This window comes from Mycolicibacterium vaccae NBRC 14118 = CIP 105934 (genome assembly GCF_001552715.1).
Classification (GTDB): Bacteria; Actinomycetota; Actinomycetes; order Mycobacteriales; family Mycobacteriaceae; genus Mycobacterium; species Mycobacterium vaccae.
The window spans coordinates 17,328-33,517 of the sequence record NZ_BCRS01000057.1 but is presented as its reverse complement, the minus strand read 5'-3'; the positions used below and the strand labels follow the sequence as shown (position 1 = coordinate 33,517).

The window sequence follows — 16,190 nt, the reverse complement described above, 5'->3', positions numbered from 1 at the left end:
CACGGAGGTGGCCCTGTTGCATGTCGAGTACCGAGATTGCACCCACGGAGGTGTTTTCCCGCATTCGGGCGACGTGAGTGCAATCTCGGCGAGAGAGGCGCGCGAGGGACGGTCAGCGGGGCGCGAACCGGCGGTCGGTGTAGCTGCGCAGATTGTGCAGAAAACGCTGAAACATCCAGCCCATCACGGGTTTTCCGGCAGCCAGACCGAAGCGTCCTGCCAGGCCGTTGGGCTTGATGGCCATGATCCAGGTGAGGTGGCAGCCGTCGGCCGTGGGGACGACTCGGTAGTCCTCGGCGAAGGCCGAGATGCTCGATGTGGTGGCCTCGTTGAACCGGAAAGCCATGCGGGTGAACGGTTCCCACGTCAGGAACTCCTCGGCGCCGGTGATCCCGCCGCGCATGTCCACGGTGCGGGTGGTCCCGACCCCGCGTGGCTCCGGGCTGGTCCACGTCACCTTGGTGATGACGCTTGCCCAGTGCGGCCAGGAGGTCTCGTCGGCGAGGACCTCGAACAGCTGCTCCGGCGTGATGGCCAGGTCGACGGTGCTGACGAAGCGGTATGGGGCGGTGTCGACGAAGTCCAGGCCCACGCGTTCGCAAGGATGCATGACCATACACAGTAGGCCACGGTGATTGGTCTGCCAGGCTTTCAGCCCGGTCCGTCACTCGCGGCCGCCAACAACGGCACCAGCACCTCACTGATCGGTGCGGGCAGCCCGTGCGCCCGTGCCTTCCGCAGGATCACCCCGTTGCGGATGTCCCATTCCAGCGGTACCCGCGCCTCCCGATCGGTCAGGATCGACGTCGTCAGGTCCTCCGGGAGCGACGCGAACATCCTGCCCAACTGCTCGGGCACGTCGTCGTCGAGCACCGCCCCCTCGGCCCGGGCGACGGCCAGGCACTCGGCGCCGTAGCGGTGCGTCAACTCGGCGATGTCGTCGCGCCGGAACATCCCCGACCGCCGCCCGGTCAGCACCATCAGCCCGGCCACCGCGTTGAACAGCAGCTTGTGCCAGGCCGCGCTGACGTAGTCCGGGTCGTTCTCGACGGTCAGCCCGGGCACCCGCAACTGGCCGGCCAGGCGGCGTCCCGCGTCGTCGTCGGGCAGGACCAGCCGGGCCGCGGTGCGCAGCCGCACCCAGCCCTCGGGCTGGCGTTCGGCGGAGATCCACACCACCGACGGCACCACGGTCGTGCCGGGGCGATAGCGGCCCACCCGCTCGACCTGTTCGACCCCGTTCTGCAGCGTGCACACGATGGTGTCGTCGCCACAGAGGCGCTGCAGGAACGCCGAGGCGCCCGCGTTCTGGGTGTCCTTGACGCCCCACAGCACCACGTCGACCGGCTCGGCGACGGACTCGGGATCGGTCACCACGGGGCCCGGGGCCACCAGCGGACCGCTGATTCCGGTCTCGGGATCGATGCGCACCTCGATCGACTCCCGGGCGCTGCGGCCGCAGACGATCACCTGGTGACCCGCGGCGTGCAGAAGCGCCGCGACCGTGGCGCCGATGGCTCCCGGACCCACGAGAGCGATTCGCGTAACCATGCTCGCCAAACTACCCAGCACCGGCCACTAGACTGTCCCGTTGACTATCCCCCGCGAACAGGAGTACTTCGTGCTGCGCACCCGCACCGCCGGTTCATTGCGCCCCGCCGACGCCGGTCAGACGGTGACGCTGGCCGGCTGGGTGGCGCGCCGTCGCGACCACGGCGGCGTCATCTTCATCGACCTGCGCGACGCCTCGGGGGTGGCGCAGGTCGTGTTCCGCGAGGGGGAGGTACTCGCCCAGGCCCACCGCCTGCGGTCGGAGTTCTGCATCGCCGTCACCGGCGTCGTCGAGATCCGCCCGGAGGGCAACGCCAACCCGGAGATCGCCACCGGCGAGGTCGAGGTCAACGCGACGTCGTTGACGGTGCTGGGGGAGAGCGCGCCGCTGCCGTTCCAGCTCGACGAGACCGCGGGCGAGGAGGCACGGCTGAAATACCGCTACCTCGATCTGCGCCGTGAGGGTCCGGGCAACGCAATCAGGTTGCGCTCCAAAGTGAATGCGGCCGCCCGCGCGGTGCTCGCCGAGAACGACTTCGTCGAGATCGAGACGCCGACGCTGACCCGCTCCACCCCGGAGGGCGCCCGCGACTTCCTGGTGCCCGCGCGGCTGCAGCCCGGCTCGTTCTACGCGCTTCCGCAGAGCCCGCAGCTGTTCAAGCAGCTGCTGATGGTGGCAGGCATGGAGCGGTACTACCAGATCGCCCGCTGCTACCGCGACGAGGATTTCCGCGCCGACCGCCAGCCGGAGTTCACCCAGCTCGACATGGAGATGAGCTTCGTCGACGCCGACGACGTGATCGCGGTGTCCGAACAGGTGCTGCGGGCCGTCTGGGCCACGATCGGCTACGACCTGCCGCTGCCGTTGCCGCGGATCAGTTATGCCGAGGCGATGCGCCGGTTCGGTTCCGACAAGCCCGACCTGCGTTTCGACCTGGAACTCGTCGAATGCACCGACTACTTCAAGGACACCCCGTTCCGGGTGTTCCAGGCGCCCTACGTCGGCGCGGTCGTCATGTCGGGCGGCGCCTCACAGCCGCGGCGCACCCTCGACGGCTGGCAGGAGTTCGCCAAGCAGCGCGGCCACAAGGGCCTGGCCTACGTGCTGGTGGCCGAGGACGGCACGCTGGGCGGCCCGGTGGCCAAGAACCTGACCGACGCCGAACGCGACGGTCTGGCCGCGCACGTCGGCGCCCAGCCGGGGGACTGTGTGTTCTTCGCCGCGGGCACGGCCAAGGCCGCGCGGGCGCTGCTGGGCGCCACCCGCATCGAGGTCGCCAAGCGTCTGGACCTGATCGACCCGAACGCGTGGGCCTTCACCTGGGTGGTGGACTGGCCGATGTTCGAGTCCGCCGACGAGGCCACGGCGTCGGGCGACGTGGCGGTGGGCTCCGGTGCCTGGACCGCGATGCACCATGCGTTCACCGCGCCCAAGCCCGAGTCCGAGGGGACCTTCGACACCGATCCGGCCGGTGCGCTGTCCGACGCGTACGACATCGTGTGCAACGGCAACGAGATCGGCGGCGGTTCGATCCGTATCCATCGCAGCGACGTCCAGGAGCGGGTGTTCGCGATGATGGGAATCGACCACGACGAGGCGCGGGACAAGTTCGGGTTCCTGTTGGACGCCTTCACATTCGGGGCCCCGCCGCACGGCGGCATCGCGTTCGGCTGGGACCGGATCACCGCGCTGCTGGCAGGGGTGGACTCGATCCGGGAAGTGATCGCGTTCCCGAAGTCCGGCGGCGGCGTCGACCCGTTGACGGACGCGCCCGCGCCGATCACCGCGCAGCAGCGTAAGGAATCCGGGATCGACGCCAAGCCCGAGAAGCTGGACAAGGCATGACAGAAGCGGACGACGCCGGACTCGGCGAGTTCAACCGCAGGATCGTCGACGAGTTCCGCGCCAACGGCGGCAGGGTCGGCGGCCCGTTCGAGGACTCCGCACTCCTTCTGTTGCACACCACCGGCGCGAAGTCGGGCATGTCGCGGCTCTCGCCGCTGGCGTACCTGGTCCTCGACGACAGGATGCTGATCATCGGTGCCTATGCCGGTGCGCCCAAGCATCCGGCCTGGGTGCACAACGTGCGGGCGAACCCGAAGGCCTACATCGAGATCGGTACCGACGCCTACGACGTCGACGTCCGGGAACTGCCCGAGGCCGAACGCGAGGCGCTGTATCCCAGGATCGTCGAGAGCGCACCGAGGCTGGCCGAGTACCAGGCCAAGACCGACCGCGTCATACCGGTGTTCGAGCTCACACGGGCGTGACGCTGGACGACGCTCACCTGAGGCTGCTCTGCGAGAACGCGCCTGCTCTGGCGGTCGACTTCTATGACGTGCTCATGCAGCACGACCGCGCCCGGGTGTATCTGGACCACGAGGTCGTCGAGGAACGCCTGAAGCCGTCGCTGACCAGTTGGTTGTGTGAGCTGTTCTCCGAGAACGCGTTTGCCGACGAGGCCGCGTTCGAGGCGCGCCAGCACAAGATCGGCGAGATCCACGCGCGGATCGGGATCTCCGCCCCTCTGGTCAACCTTGCGGCGTCCCGGCTGCAGTCCCGGATCGCGGAACTGATCCGTGCCTCGGACCGGTCCTGGCAGAGCCGGTATGACTCGTTGAGTCTGGTTTACGAGCGCATCAATCGTGCGATCGCCCTGATGGGGGAGTCCTACGTGCACCGGGTCGAGGGCCGGGTGCGCGCGGAGGAGGCGTACCGGCTGTTCTCCATGGACCAGGACATGAACCTGGAGCGGGAGAGTCAGCGGGCCGGGTTGATGCACTGGGCGCAGGAGACGCTCTTCGGATTCCTGCAGGACAGCGCGGGCACGGAACTCTCACCCCTGGCGCAGGCGCCGTTCGGGGTGTGGGTGCGCCATCGTGCCGTGGTGATGTTCGGCAATACGTCTCAGCTGCAGGCGATCACCGTGGCCATCGCACGGGTGGACGGGCAGGTGCTGCCGTCGCTGGCGGCGGGCGGGCCGGATGCGGTGCGGGAGCTCCGCCTGGCGGTCGACGAGATCGCCACGCTGCTCAGTGACATGTTCCAGGACGTCTCGGAGATGGAGAACGGCCGAGATGCGTTGACCCGCACGCTGAACCGGCGTTTCCTGCCGTCGATCCTGAGCAGGGAGACGAAGTTCGCGTCCCAGCACGGACTCGGCTTGGCGGCGTTGTTCATCGACGTCGACCACTTCAAGAAGATCAACGACACCTACGGCCATCATGCCGGAGACGTGGTGTTGCGCCGGGTCGCCGAACTGATATCCGAGTGCATCCGGTCGACCGATTTCCTGTTCCGGTACGGCGGAGAGGAATTCCTGGTCCTGCTCGTGGAGTCCGATCCGCAGACGAGTGTCAGTACCGCAGAACGGATCCGGACGGTTATCGCCGAGGAGGCGTTCGTCGTCGGCGAGACGACGATCTCGGTGACGGTGTCGAGCGGGGTGGCCGTGCACGACGGCCATCCGGACCCGGAGCACATGATCAAGCGGGCCGACGACGCGCTCTACCGGGCCAAGCGCAACGGCCGCAATCAGGTGGTCGCGACGGGCCCGGTGCCGAGCGGTCAGTCGGGGTCGAGGGTCAGAGCCGCTCGATGATCGTGGCGTTGGCCATGCCGCCGCCTTCACACATCGTCTGCAGCGCGTAGCGTCCGTCGCGCTGCTCCAACGCATTGACGAGCGTGGTCATGATCCGTGCCCCGCTGGCGCCGAGCGGATGACCGATCGCGATCGCGCCGCCGTTGACGTTCGTGCGCGACAGCAGGTCGGCGGCGGCGCCGCCACCCACCTCCGCGGCCCAGGACAGCACGACCGGCGCGAATGCCTCGTTGACCTCGAACAGGTCGATGTCCGACAGCGTCAAGCCGGACCTCGACAGCGCTTTCTCGGTGGCCGGGATGACACCGGTGAGCATGTACAGCGGGTCGGAGCCGACCGCGACGGTGGTGTGGATCCGCGCCAGCGGTCGCAGCCCCAGCCGGCGCGCCGCCGCGCCGCTGGTGATCAGCACCGCGGCGCTTCCGTCGGAGAGCGGTGACGAGTTGCCGGGGGTGATGTGCCAGCCGATCTGCGGGAACCGCGCGCCGAGGGCCTCGTCGTAGAACGCGGGCCGCAGCCCCGCCAGCGTCTGGACGGTGGTGTCGGGGCGGACGATCTCGTCGGCGGTCAGGCCGGCAACGGGCGCCAGCTCGTTGTCGAACAGCCCGTCCTTGGCGGCCCGGGCGGCCTTCTGGTGGCTCCACGCGGAGAACTCGTCGAGCTGGGTCCGTGACAGGTGCCACTTGGCGGCGATCAGTTCTGCGCTGATTCCCTGGGCGACAAGGCCTTCGGGGTAGCGGGCGGCCATGTCGAGGCCGAACGGGTTGCTGCCGGGCAGCACCGAGGAGCCCATCGGCACCCGGCTCATCGACTCCACGCCGGCCGCGATCACCACGTCGTACGCGCCGGCCAGCACGCCCTGCGCGGCGAAGCTGATCGCCTGCTGGCTGCTGCCGCACTGGCGGTCGACGGTGGTGCCGGGCACGGTCTCGGGGAAGCCGGCCCCGAGCAGCGCGTTGCGCGCGATGTTGACCGCCTGGTCACCGACCTGGGTGACGGCGCCCGCGATGACGTCGTCGACCTCGGCGGGGTTCACCCCGGTGCGCGTCACCAGTTCGCGCAGGCTGTGTGCGAGCAGATCTGCGGGCAGCACGTCGTGCAGTGCGCCGGTGGGCTTGCCCTTGCCGACCGGAGTGCGGACGGCGCCGACGATGACGGCGTCGCGATCGGAATAGTCGGCCATGGCATCCTCCTGGAACGCGTAGCTGAGTATGATTCGGTGTACCTAGATGTAACACCTAGGTATAGTGATAACAACCCAGCTGTGGAGTGATGTGCATGACAGTCCTGCAGGGACCGCTGGCCGACCGCAGTGCGTGGTCGGCGGTGGGCCGGTGTCCGATCGAGAAGACGATGGCGCTCGTGGGCACCAAGTCCGCGATGCTGATCATGCGCGAGGCCTACTACGGCACCACCAGGTTCGACGACTTCGCCAAACGGGTGGGCATCACCAAGGCCGCCGCGTCGGCGCGGCTGTCCGAACTGGTCGAGGCGGGGCTGCTGACCAAACGCCCCTATCGCGAACCCGGCCAGCGGGCCCGCGACGAGTACGTGCTGACCGAGGCGGGCACCGAGTTGATGCCGGTGGTGTGGGCGATGTTCGAGTGGGGGCGCAAACATCTCGACGACGACGCGGCACTGCGGCTCACCCACCTGGGGTGCGGAGCGCAGGCCGGCGTCGAGATCGTCTGTGCCGCAGGGCATCCCGTACCACCCGACGAGCTGGGGATCCAGCTCGCCGGGCGGACACGTGATCACCCCAGCTGAGCGCGGAACTCCCGGGCTGCCGTCATGAGTTCCTCGACCCGTGACTTGTCGACGGCGTTGGCGAACAGGCCGTCCTTCTTGAAGTAGGTGCCGACCACCGCGCCGTCGGCGACGCTGAGTTGCGCCCCGACGTTCTCGGCGCGCACACCGGTGTTGACGAACACCGGCACCTCGCCCGCGGCGGACTTCACGACCCGCAGCGCCTCGGCGTCGGTGGGGGCACCCGCGGTGGCGCCCGATACACAGATCGCGTCCGGCCGCGTCGCGAAGACCGTGGTCCGGGTGATCGAGGCCAGGTCGCGGTGGGCCAGGTACTGCGCCGACTCCGGGACGATGTTGAAAAGCAGCTTCACGTGCGACCCGCCCACCCGCGCGCGGTGCCGGGCGACCTCGCCGACGTTGGTGTCCCACAGCCCGAAGTCGCTGGCGTACACCCCCGTGAAGATCTCGCGGACGAACTTGGCGCCGGTGGCCACCGCCAGGTCGATCGACGCCCGGCCGTCCCACAGCACGTTCACCCCGTAGGGCACCGAGATGTCGGGCAGCAGTTCGCCGATGATCCGGGCCATGGTGATCGCGGTGATCGGTTCGGTCTTGGTCAGGTACGGCAGGCTGAACTCGTTGCTGATCATGACGGCGTCCACCCCGCCGTCCTGCAGCGCGTGCAGTTCGGTGCGGGCGCGGTCGACGACGGCGGCGATGCCGGCAGCGGAGTCGTAGCCGGGGTCACCGGGCAGCGCGGACAGGTGGAGCATGGCGATGACGGGCTTGGTGACGTTGAAGACCTCGTCGAGCCAGGTGGTAGTCACTTCTGATGCCTTTCTCTTGCGGTGAAGTGTGGTGAGTGAGGGCGTTCGGTGCGGAGCTCAGTCCATGTAGGCGCCGCCGTTGACGGCCAGCGCCTCACCGGTGATGAAACGGGCGTCCTCGGAGAGCAGGAACGCGACCGCGCGGGCGACGTCCTCGGGCTGTTCCAGCCGGCCCAGCGGCGTGTCGGCGATCATCATCGCACGCACACCGTCGGGGGTGGTGCCCCGCAACTCGGCTTCCCACTCCAATTCCCTTGACTGCATGGGAGTCTCGACGAAGCCGGGGCACACGCAGTTCACGGTGATGCCGTGCTCGCCCAGTTCGCAGGCCATCGCCTGGGTCAGGCCGACGACGCCGAACTTCGACGCGACGTAGTCCGCCAGAAAGGGCACCCGGCCCTGCTTGCCTGCCATCGACGCGGTGTTGACGATCATCCCGCGCGTTCCCGCGCGCACCATCTCCCGCGCGGCGGCCTGGCCGCAGATGAAGACGCCCTTGAGGTTGACGTCGAGGGTCTGCTCGTAGCGCTCGACCGGCGCGTCGAGGAAGCGGTGCATGAACGAGATCCCGGCGTTGCTCACCCACGCGTCCAGCCCGAACCGTCCGGCGATGTCGGACGCGACGGCGGCAGCCGCCTCGGGGGAGGTGACGTCCAGCGGCGCCGACTCATGCCCGGCCGTCGGATTCGGCAGTGCCGCTGCGACCTCGGCCGCGGCCCCGCCGTCGACATCGGTGACGACCACCCGCCAATCCCTTTGGGCCAGTGTGTCGGCGATTGCGCGTCCGATACCGGAGCCCGCGCCGGTCACCACGACAGTTCTCGTCATCTGTGCTACTCGTTTCCTATCTTTTCTGCTCAGCCGACAAGACGTCGGCCGGTGGTGGTGTCGAAGAGGTGGGTCGCGCCGGGGCGGACGGCCAGGTCGACGGCGGTGCCCTCGGAGATGCCCGACAGCCGCGAGGTCTCCACCACGCTGGTCAGTTCGGTGCCGCGCGCGTCGATCGTGACGATGGCGCGCGGGCCCAGATGTTCGATCAGGATCACCCGGGCCGCCCCGTCGCCGTCGGAGACGGTGGGCAGCAGGTCGTCGGGCCGCACACCCAGAGTCACGGGGCCGGCGGCGGTCGTCTGATCCACGGCCAGGCTGAATCCGTCGGCCATCGTGAACGCGGTGCCCGAGACCTCGCCGTCGATCAGGTTCATCTTCGGGCTGCCGACGAACGCCGCGACGAAAGTGTCTGCGGGACGGGCGTACACCTCCTGCGGCGTGCCCTGCTGGGCGATCTGGCCGTCGCGCATCACCACCATGCGGTCCGACAGCGTCATCGCCTCTTCCTGGTCGTGGGTGACGTAGACCGAGGTGATGCCGAGGCGCCGCTGGATCTGCAGAAGCTCGGTGCGGGTCTCCACCCGCAGCTTGGCGTCGAGGTTGCTCAGCGGCTCGTCGAACAGGAACACCGAGGGCTCACGGATGATCGCCCGGCCGATGGCGACCCGCTGCTGCTGGCCGCCGCTGAGGTCTTTGGGCTTGCGGTTCAGCAGTTTCGCCAGACCCAGCGACTCGGCGATCTCGGCGGCCCGGGCAAGTGCCTGGCCCCGCGGTGTCTTGGTGGCACGCAACGGGAATGCGATGTTCTCGGCGACCGTCAGGTGCGGGTAGAGAGCGTAGTTCTGGAACACCATCGCGATGTCGCGGTCGCGCGGCTGCAGGTGGGTGACGTCCCGGTCGCCGATGGTGATGGTGCCGGAGGTGACGGTCTCCAGGCCGGCCAGCATGCGCAGCGAGGTCGACTTGCCACAGCCCGACGGGCCGACGAGCACGGTGAAGGATCCGTCGGGCAGCTCGAGGTCGAGGTCGCTGACGACAGAGGTGTTTCCGTACGCCTTGTTGACGCCGGAGAAGCGAACGGTTGCCATGGTGCGCAAAAACCTATCTATGCCTAGAACTTCACCGCGCCGCCGCTGATGCCCTGCACCAGCTTGCGTTGGATGAAGAAGCTCGCGATGACGACGGGGACGACCGCGATGAGGATCGCCGCGCTCATCGAGCCGATCTGTACCCCGCGGAACGTGTTGAAACCTGCGATGGCCACCGGCAGGATCGCCGCCTTACCGGGAGCCAGGATGAGTCCGTAGAACAAGTCGTTCCACGACAGCGTGAACCCGAAGATCGCCGCCGCGCCGATGCCCGGATAGACCTGCGGCAGCACCACCATCCGGAACGCCGCGAACCTGCTGAACCCGTCGACCTGGGCCTGTTCCTCCAGCGACCTCGGGACGGCCTCGAAGAAGCCGATCAGGAACCAGGTCACCACGGGCAGAACGAAACTCAGGTGCGCGAAGATCACCGGGATGAGCGTGTCGGTCAGGCGCAGCGCGTAGGCCATCGTCAGGAACGGGAAGACCAGCACTGCCGGCGGCAGCACCTGGGCGGCGAGCATGCCGAACTTGGTGAGGGTGCCGCCGGCCCGGTAGCGCGCGATGGCGTAGGCGCCCATGCTGCCGACCACGACGCTGATGCCGACGGTGACCAGCGCGACCAGTGCGCTGCGTCCGGCGGCGCCGAGAATGCCGGAGGCCAGCACGTTGTGCCAGCTATCGAAGTTCGGCGTGAACGCGATCAGGAACGGATCATTGAGCTGCTCGGCCGTTTTCACACTGGCCAGTGCGATCCAGACGATGGGGAAGAGCACCGAGATGCCCGCGGCCCACAGCAGTGCCACCCGCAGGACGGTGACCACAGAGCTGCGCGTCATCGCGCTGCCTCCTGTCTGCGCGTCTTCTCCATCCGTCGGAATGCGATCACGATGACCGCCAGCACGACCACCATCACGATGAACGCCATCGAGGATGCCGAGCCGAGCCGGAAGAACTGGATGCCGGTCTGGTAGATGAAGTACTGCAGCGTCTCGGTTTCGGTGCCGGGCCCACCGCGGGTGGTGGCGAACACATACTCGAAGACCTTCATGGCGTCCAGGCTGCGCAACAGGATCGCGACCACGAGCACCGGTGCGAGCAGCGGCAGCGTGACCCGTCGCAACACATACAGGCCGCCGGCGCCGTCGACGCGCGCGGCGTCGAGCGGTTCCTTGGGAATCGACTCCAGGCCGGCGAGCAGCAGCAGCACCATGAACGGTGTCCACTGCCAGACGTCGATGAACGCGAGGGTGTACAGGGCACGGCCGGGCCCGAAGAAGTCGTACTCGATCCCGAGCCCGTCCAGCATCGCCGGGATCGCCCCGAGCTGGTCGTTGAGCAGGAACCGGAACGTCAGCCCGACCGCGATCGGGGTGATGAACATCGGCGCCAGCAGCATCGCGCGGGTGAGATCCTTTGCCCACCGCTGCTTCTGCAGCGCCAGCGCGATGGCCAGCCCGATCACCAACTCAAACCCGACGGCCACCAGGACGTAGAGCGCGGTCGTGCCGAACGCACCCCAGAACGCACCGTCGGAGAACGTCGCGAGGTAGTTGTCGGCGCCGACCACGGTAGGTGCTCCGCGATCGGTCAGCTTGTAGTCGGTGACGCTGAGATAGGCGGCGTAGATCAGGGGGAAACCGACCACCCCGACGAAGAGGGCGGCGAGGGGGGCGACCATCCCGTGCTGAAACCTCAGAGGTGACTTCACGGTCGGTCTCGCTCCTTTCGCGGGGTGGTCGGTTTCCGGTTCGGGCACAGGGCTAGCCCTGGATCTTTTCGGCCTCGGCCTGTGCGGCGGCCAGAGCGTCCTCGACGCTCTTCTTGCCGGCGACCGCCTCGTTGAGCTCGGTACCGACGGCCTGGATCATCTCCTCGCCGCTGGGTCCCTGGGTCAACGGCGCCGCGTCGGCGAGCAGCTGCTCGACGGTCCGGTAGTACTCCTCACCGAACTGTCCCTGCAGCACTGCAGGATCCTGCAGCGTGCTCTTGCGGATCGCCGCGCCACCCTTCTCGGTGCGCACGACGTCGTTGGGCTTGGCGGTGATCCAGGAGACGAACGCCCATGCCGCGTCGGGCGTGGCCGAGTTCGCCGGGATCGCCCAGCTCCACGAGCCCAGCACCTGCTTGCCGCCGGGGATGGTGGCGAGCTTGATCTTGCCGGCCGCGGGACCGGAGCCCGGTTCGTTGAGGGCCGGCAGCTGCCAGTTGTAGTTGATCATCGACGCGGCCTGGTTCGCCGACACCGAACGCTGCGCCTCGTCCATACCCCAGCTCAAGCTGTTGGCCGGTGCGGCGGTGTTGTAGGTGTCGATGTAGGCCTCGAGGGCGCGCTTGGCTTCCGGGGTGTTCAGCGTGACGTTGCCGTCGGCGTCGTAGATCGATCCGCCCGCGGCGAAGAGCCAGTTGCCCCACTCCTCGAAGATCTTGTAGCCACGCTGCGGCTGCATCGCGATGCCGGCCCGGTCGCCGCTCTTGAGCGCCTTGCTGGTGCTGACCAGTTCGTCGAGTGTCGTCGGCACCTGCTGGTCGGCAGCAGCGAGATCGTCGCTGTTGTACAGGTATCCGAGCGCGTAGTTGTAGAAAGGCACGCCGTAGCGGGTCCCGTCGACGGTGGTGATGTCGGTCAACGGCTTGAAGAAGTCGCCGGCGTCGTAGTCGGGGGTGCTGTCGATGCGGGAATCGAGCGGCTGCAGGAAGTTCGCGTTGGCGAAGTCGACCATCCACGGGTTGTCGACGACGATCAGGTCGTAGGTCGGCGACGACGACTGGAACGACGACACCAGCTTGTCGCGCATCTGGTCGAACGTCAGCGACTCGATGTTGATCTCGACGCCCGGGTACTCCTTGTTGAAGTCGGCCACCATCGACTTGACGATGTCGGTGTCCGGCACGTTCTCCATCAGGATTCGCACGGTGCCCGAGACGTCGGTGGGCACCTCACCGCTACCGGTGGACTCGGCTTGTTCCGGTCCGCCGCTGCCGGCGCAGGCCGACAGCGCCAGCGCGCCGGCGGCGAACATCGCGAGGAAGGCGGTACGGGTCTTGCCGCGCCGCCTTTGGGTGGGGATTTGAGCGAATCTCATTACAGTGCTGTTCCTTTCATCGGGTGGTGCGGGCCAGAGTGTGCGAGATCGGGGCCATCGCGGTACCGAGCTCACGCCAGGTGGCGTAGGCGGTGTCGTAGGCCGCGCGACGAGCCGGATCCGGGACGTAGGGCGCGTCCAGGGTGATGAAGCGTGCCGCGTCCGACCAGTCGTCGAGCGCACCGATGCCGATCGCGGCGATCACCGCGGCGCCCAGCGAGGCACCGGGGTGGCCGCGGACCGGATGCATCTCATGGCCCAGCACATCGGCGTGAATCTGTTTCCACAGAGTCGATTTGGAGCCGCCGTTGGTGATCATCACGCGGGTGAACGGGATGCCGATCTCGCCGAAGACCTCGACGTGGTGACGGAACCCGAACGCGATCGCCTCCAGCACCGAGCGGTACATGTCCGCCCTGGTGTGCCCGAGGTGCATGCCGGCGAAGACGCCGCGCAGGTCCGGGTCGTGCAGCGGGCTCTTCTCGCCGAGGAAGTAGGGCAGGCACAGGATCTCGGCGGGCGGGCGTGCGGCGGCCTCGTCGTCGAGTGCGGTCAGCTCCACCGCGTGCGGGCCGCCGATCAATGCCTGGAACCACCGGATCAGGCTGCCGCTGGTGGCCATGCAGCCGTTGGGCAGCCAGTGGCCGGGCACCGGGTGGGCGTCCAGGTACAGGCGTTCGTCGACGACCTTGGTGTCGCTGGCGACCAGGATGTCGCCCGCTCCACCGAGTTTCACCAGCGCGTCGCCGGGATCGTTGACCCCGGCTGCGAACGCCGACAGCACGTGGTCGGCCCCGCCGACCACGAGTGCGGTGCCGACCCGCAGGCCGGTCTCCGCCGCGGCGCGGGCACTCAGTTCGCCGACCCGGGTGCCGGGACGGCGGATCGGGGCCAGGGTGGCGGCGTCGAGGTCGGCTGCGCGCAGGACGTCGGTCGCCAGGTCTCCGTCGATCTCGAACAGGCCCGACTCCAGCGCCCAGTTCTGTTCGACGTGGACCGGTGCGCCCAGCGCGGACAGCACCCAGTCGTAGGAGCCGGTCCAGTGCGCGGTCTTGGCGTACACCTCGGGTTCGTGCTCGCGCAGCCACACCGTGGTGGGCGCCACCGACTGCTGGGTCAGTGCCGACCCCGTCAGGCTCACCAGGTCGGTGCCGGCGAGTGTCTCGGCCAGCGCGGCGACCTCACGGTGGGCGCGGGCGTCGTTCTGAAGTATCGCGTGCCGCAACGGGTTTCCCGCCGCGTCGACCGGGACGACGGCCGGCACCATGCCGGAGGTGGCCAGGGCGCCGATCTCCTCGGGCGCCACGCCGCTGGTGGCCACCACCTCGCGAACCGACTCGACGACGTTGCGGTACCACTGCGCGGTGTCGGCCTCGGCGAAGCCCGGCGCGGGGGAGTGCAGGGCGGTCTCCCGGCTCGCAGTGGCCACCAGCCCGGCACCATCCGCTGCGGCCGTGTCGAGCAGCACCGTCTTGGTGCCGGTGGTGCCGATGTCGACACCGATGGTGTATCTGCTCATCGCCGCCCTCCGGCCGCCTGTACGGATGAATCGTCTTGTCCGGCAACACAGATCACTTCGACGCCGGCTTCGCGGGCGGCGACCAGTGCGGGGTGGTCCGGTGGTCCGTCGCTGACGATGGTCTGAACATGGGCCAGCGCGGTGATGCTGACGAAGGTGACGCGGCCGAGCTTGCTCTTGTCCGCCGCCACGATCACGCGGTCGGCCCGCCGGCTGGCCGCGCGCTTCACCCGGCTCTCGGCCTGGTGGTAGTCGGAGATCCCGCGGTCGCCGTCGATACCGGCCACGCCCATCACATAGGTGTCGCAGTTGTAGTTGGCCAGCATGTCCTCGGCGGTGGGCCCGATCAGGCTCAGTTCACCGGCGCGCAGCTCCCCGCCGGTGAGCATCACGGTGGTGTCCGGCTCGTCGACCAGGGCCAGCGCGGCCAGCACGCTCGGCGTGACGACCGTCAGGCCGAGGCCGCGGCCCTTGAGCGAATTGGCCACGGCCAGCGCGGTGCTGCCCGAGTCCAGGATCAGCGTCTCGTTGACGCCGATCAGGTCGGCCACGACGTCGGCGATGTGGATCTTCTCCTGCGCGGCGTCGGCCACCCGGGTCGCGAACGACGGCTCGGTGTCCTTGCCCTGCACCGCGATTGCGCCGCCGACCACCCGGCGCAGCACGCCGAGGCCTTCCAGCACCTCGACGTCGCGGCGGATCGTCATCTCGGACACGTCGAACTCCGCGGCCAGGTCGGCGAAGTTGATCTCGCGGGCGGACCGGACACGTTGTTCGATCCGCTCCCTGCGGGTCTTCACGTCTAAGGTCACGACACACTTTCTGTTCAAAATTCACAGAAACCCCATGCCGGGTCTCAGAATCTCTGGGATTTCTGGGTGAGGGGTGTGAATCTATAACACGATCGTGTGGAGACGCCACATTTCCACGCCAATTGGTCAATTCCGGTTCGTCAGCCGGTTTACTGGCGCCGGTGCTGCATTTGCGGGTGATCGTTCCCGGGGACATGCGCGACCAGGTACTGGCCGTGTTGCGGCGGGAGGTCGGCGTCGCGCACATCCTGATCTACCCCGGCGCGTCGCTCGATCCGGCCGGCGACGAGATCTGCGCCGACATCGCGCGGGAGTGCGCCAACAACCTGATCAAGGAGCTCAAGCACCTCGACGCCCAGCACCGCGGTGCCATCACGCTGACGGTGCTCGACACCGTGCTGTCCACCAGGGCACACGAGGCCGAAGACCAAGCCGACGGCGACCCCGCCGACGCACTCATCTGGGACGAGCTGATCGCCCGCACCCGCGAGGAGTCGACGTTGTCGGTGACGTTCATGACCTTCCTCACGCTGGCGTGCCTGCTGGCGGCGATCGGCGCGGTCACCGACTCGATGATCACCGTCGTCGGCGCGATGGTGCTCGGACCCGAATTCGGGCCGCTGGCAGCGCTGTCGGTGGCTCTGGTGACCCGCCGGGCCGACCTCGCCCGGCGGGCGGCCATCGCGCTGCTGGCCGGTTTCCCTGCCGCGATGGGCATCACCGCGCTGCTCACCCTCGCCGGAAGGGCGGTCGGCTGGCTGAGCTTCGACACCATCGGCGACATCCACGACGTCGACTTCATCTTCCAGGTGGGACCGATCTCGTTCGTGGTCGCGCTGCTGGCCGGCGCCGCGGGCATGCTGTCGCTGATGTCGTCGAAATCGGCCGCGCTCGTCGGGGTCTTCATCTCCGTCACCACGGTTCCCGCCGCCGGATTTGCCGCCGTCGCGGGCATCCTCGGGCACTGGGACGTCGCGGCCCAGTCGGCCGCGCAGCTCGCGGTCAACCTCGTCGGCGTCGTGCTGGCCGGCGTGCTCGTGCTGGTGCTGCGGCCCCGGGGAAACCTGATCCCGCGCACCGCCCAGACCTGATGCATCCTGCATCGCGCACCGCGGTGTGGTGGGA

General features: G+C 68.4%; 16 protein-coding genes. 5 read left to right on the top strand and 11 right to left on the bottom strand.

Annotated features, from left to right (window positions below; translation table 11 throughout):
- Nucleotides 1–112: 112 nt before the first annotated feature.
- Both MVA01S_RS13075 and MVA01S_RS13070 read right to left on the bottom strand, forming a co-directional pair.
- Nucleotides 113–616, bottom strand: coding sequence for an SRPBCC family protein (locus tag MVA01S_RS13075; RefSeq protein WP_003933369.1), 504 nt, complete (start codon nucleotides 614–616; stop codon nucleotides 113–115).
- A gap of 35 nt (nucleotides 617–651) precedes the next feature.
- The gene (locus tag MVA01S_RS13070; protein ID WP_040543012.1) at nucleotides 652–1,551 is read right to left on the bottom strand and encodes an oxidoreductase; all 900 of its coding nucleotides are present in this window, start codon (nucleotides 1,549–1,551) and stop codon (nucleotides 652–654) included.
- Between the two features lie 70 nt (nucleotides 1,552–1,621).
- Between MVA01S_RS13070 and aspS the strand changes: the two genes are divergently transcribed.
- The 3 genes from aspS to MVA01S_RS13055 are packed head-to-tail and all read left to right on the top strand — an operon-like array spanning nucleotide 1,622 to nucleotide 5,153.
- Entirely contained in the window at nucleotides 1,622–3,397 is a 1,776-nt protein-coding gene (aspS, locus tag MVA01S_RS13065; RefSeq protein ID WP_003933371.1) for an aspartate--tRNA ligase, read from the top strand.
- The gene (locus MVA01S_RS13060; protein WP_003933372.1) at nucleotides 3,394–3,822 is read left to right on the top strand and encodes a nitroreductase family deazaflavin-dependent oxidoreductase; all 429 of its coding nucleotides are present in this window, start codon (nucleotides 3,394–3,396) and stop codon (nucleotides 3,820–3,822) included. The genes aspS and MVA01S_RS13060 overlap by 4 nt, the downstream gene beginning before the upstream one ends.
- On the top strand, nucleotides 3,819–5,153 hold the full coding sequence (locus MVA01S_RS13055; RefSeq protein WP_003933373.1) for a GGDEF domain-containing protein: 1,335 nt from the start codon (nucleotides 3,819–3,821) through the stop codon (nucleotides 5,151–5,153). The genes MVA01S_RS13060 and MVA01S_RS13055 overlap by 4 nt, the downstream gene beginning before the upstream one ends.
- Here the strand turns inward: MVA01S_RS13055 and MVA01S_RS13050 are convergent.
- Nucleotides 5,137–6,336, bottom strand: coding sequence for a thiolase family protein (locus MVA01S_RS13050; protein WP_003933374.1), 1,200 nt, complete (start codon nucleotides 6,334–6,336; stop codon nucleotides 5,137–5,139). The two genes, MVA01S_RS13055 and MVA01S_RS13050, sit on opposite strands and share 17 nt — an antisense overlap.
- A 95-nt stretch (nucleotides 6,337–6,431) precedes the next feature.
- Here MVA01S_RS13050 and MVA01S_RS13045 point away from each other — a divergent pair, with 95 nt between their 5' ends.
- Nucleotides 6,432–6,920 (top strand): winged helix-turn-helix transcriptional regulator, encoded by a 489-nt coding sequence (locus MVA01S_RS13045; RefSeq protein ID WP_003933375.1) that lies wholly within the window; start codon nucleotides 6,432–6,434, stop codon nucleotides 6,918–6,920.
- Here MVA01S_RS13045 and MVA01S_RS13040 read toward each other — a convergent pair.
- The 8 genes from MVA01S_RS13040 to MVA01S_RS13005 form a co-directional block, all read right to left on the bottom strand.
- The gene (locus tag MVA01S_RS13040; protein ID WP_003933376.1) at nucleotides 6,908–7,729 is read right to left on the bottom strand and encodes a BtpA/SgcQ family protein; all 822 of its coding nucleotides are present in this window, start codon (nucleotides 7,727–7,729) and stop codon (nucleotides 6,908–6,910) included. The two genes, MVA01S_RS13045 and MVA01S_RS13040, sit on opposite strands and share 13 nt — an antisense overlap.
- Nucleotides 7,730–7,786: 57 nt before the next feature.
- Nucleotides 7,787–8,557 carry an SDR family NAD(P)-dependent oxidoreductase gene (locus MVA01S_RS13035; RefSeq protein WP_040543013.1) on the bottom strand — a complete coding sequence of 257 codons (771 nt, stop codon included), beginning with the start codon at nucleotides 8,555–8,557 and terminating at the stop codon, nucleotides 7,787–7,789.
- 29 nt (nucleotides 8,558–8,586) lie between these two features.
- A complete protein-coding gene (locus MVA01S_RS13030) occupies nucleotides 8,587–9,648 on the bottom strand; it encodes an ABC transporter ATP-binding protein (protein ID WP_003933378.1) in 1,062 nt (353 codons plus the stop codon).
- A gap of 23 nt (nucleotides 9,649–9,671) precedes the next feature.
- Complete coding sequence (locus tag MVA01S_RS13025; RefSeq protein ID WP_040543014.1) at nucleotides 9,672–10,487, bottom strand: carbohydrate ABC transporter permease; 816 nt, start codon at nucleotides 10,485–10,487, stop codon at nucleotides 9,672–9,674.
- Complete coding sequence (locus MVA01S_RS13020; protein WP_040543023.1) at nucleotides 10,484–11,347, bottom strand: carbohydrate ABC transporter permease; 864 nt, start codon at nucleotides 11,345–11,347, stop codon at nucleotides 10,484–10,486. The genes MVA01S_RS13025 and MVA01S_RS13020 overlap by 4 nt, the downstream gene beginning before the upstream one ends.
- Before the next feature lie 64 nt (nucleotides 11,348–11,411).
- Nucleotides 11,412–12,734 carry an ABC transporter substrate-binding protein gene (locus tag MVA01S_RS13015; RefSeq protein WP_040543015.1) on the bottom strand — a complete coding sequence of 441 codons (1,323 nt, stop codon included), beginning with the start codon at nucleotides 12,732–12,734 and terminating at the stop codon, nucleotides 11,412–11,414.
- A 16-nt stretch (nucleotides 12,735–12,750) separates the two neighbouring features.
- A complete protein-coding gene (locus MVA01S_RS13010) occupies nucleotides 12,751–14,253 on the bottom strand; it encodes an FGGY-family carbohydrate kinase (RefSeq protein ID WP_003933382.1) in 1,503 nt (500 codons plus the stop codon).
- Nucleotides 14,250–15,065 carry a DeoR/GlpR family DNA-binding transcription regulator gene (locus tag MVA01S_RS13005; RefSeq protein WP_040543016.1) on the bottom strand — a complete coding sequence of 272 codons (816 nt, stop codon included), beginning with the start codon at nucleotides 15,063–15,065 and terminating at the stop codon, nucleotides 14,250–14,252. The genes MVA01S_RS13010 and MVA01S_RS13005 overlap by 4 nt, the downstream gene beginning before the upstream one ends.
- 161 nt (nucleotides 15,066–15,226) lie before the next feature.
- Between MVA01S_RS13005 and MVA01S_RS13000 the strand changes: the two genes are divergently transcribed.
- Nucleotides 15,227–16,156 carry a DUF389 domain-containing protein gene (locus MVA01S_RS13000; protein WP_040543017.1) on the top strand — a complete coding sequence of 310 codons (930 nt, stop codon included), beginning with the start codon at nucleotides 15,227–15,229 and terminating at the stop codon, nucleotides 16,154–16,156.
- Nucleotides 16,157–16,190 lie beyond the last annotated feature (34 nt).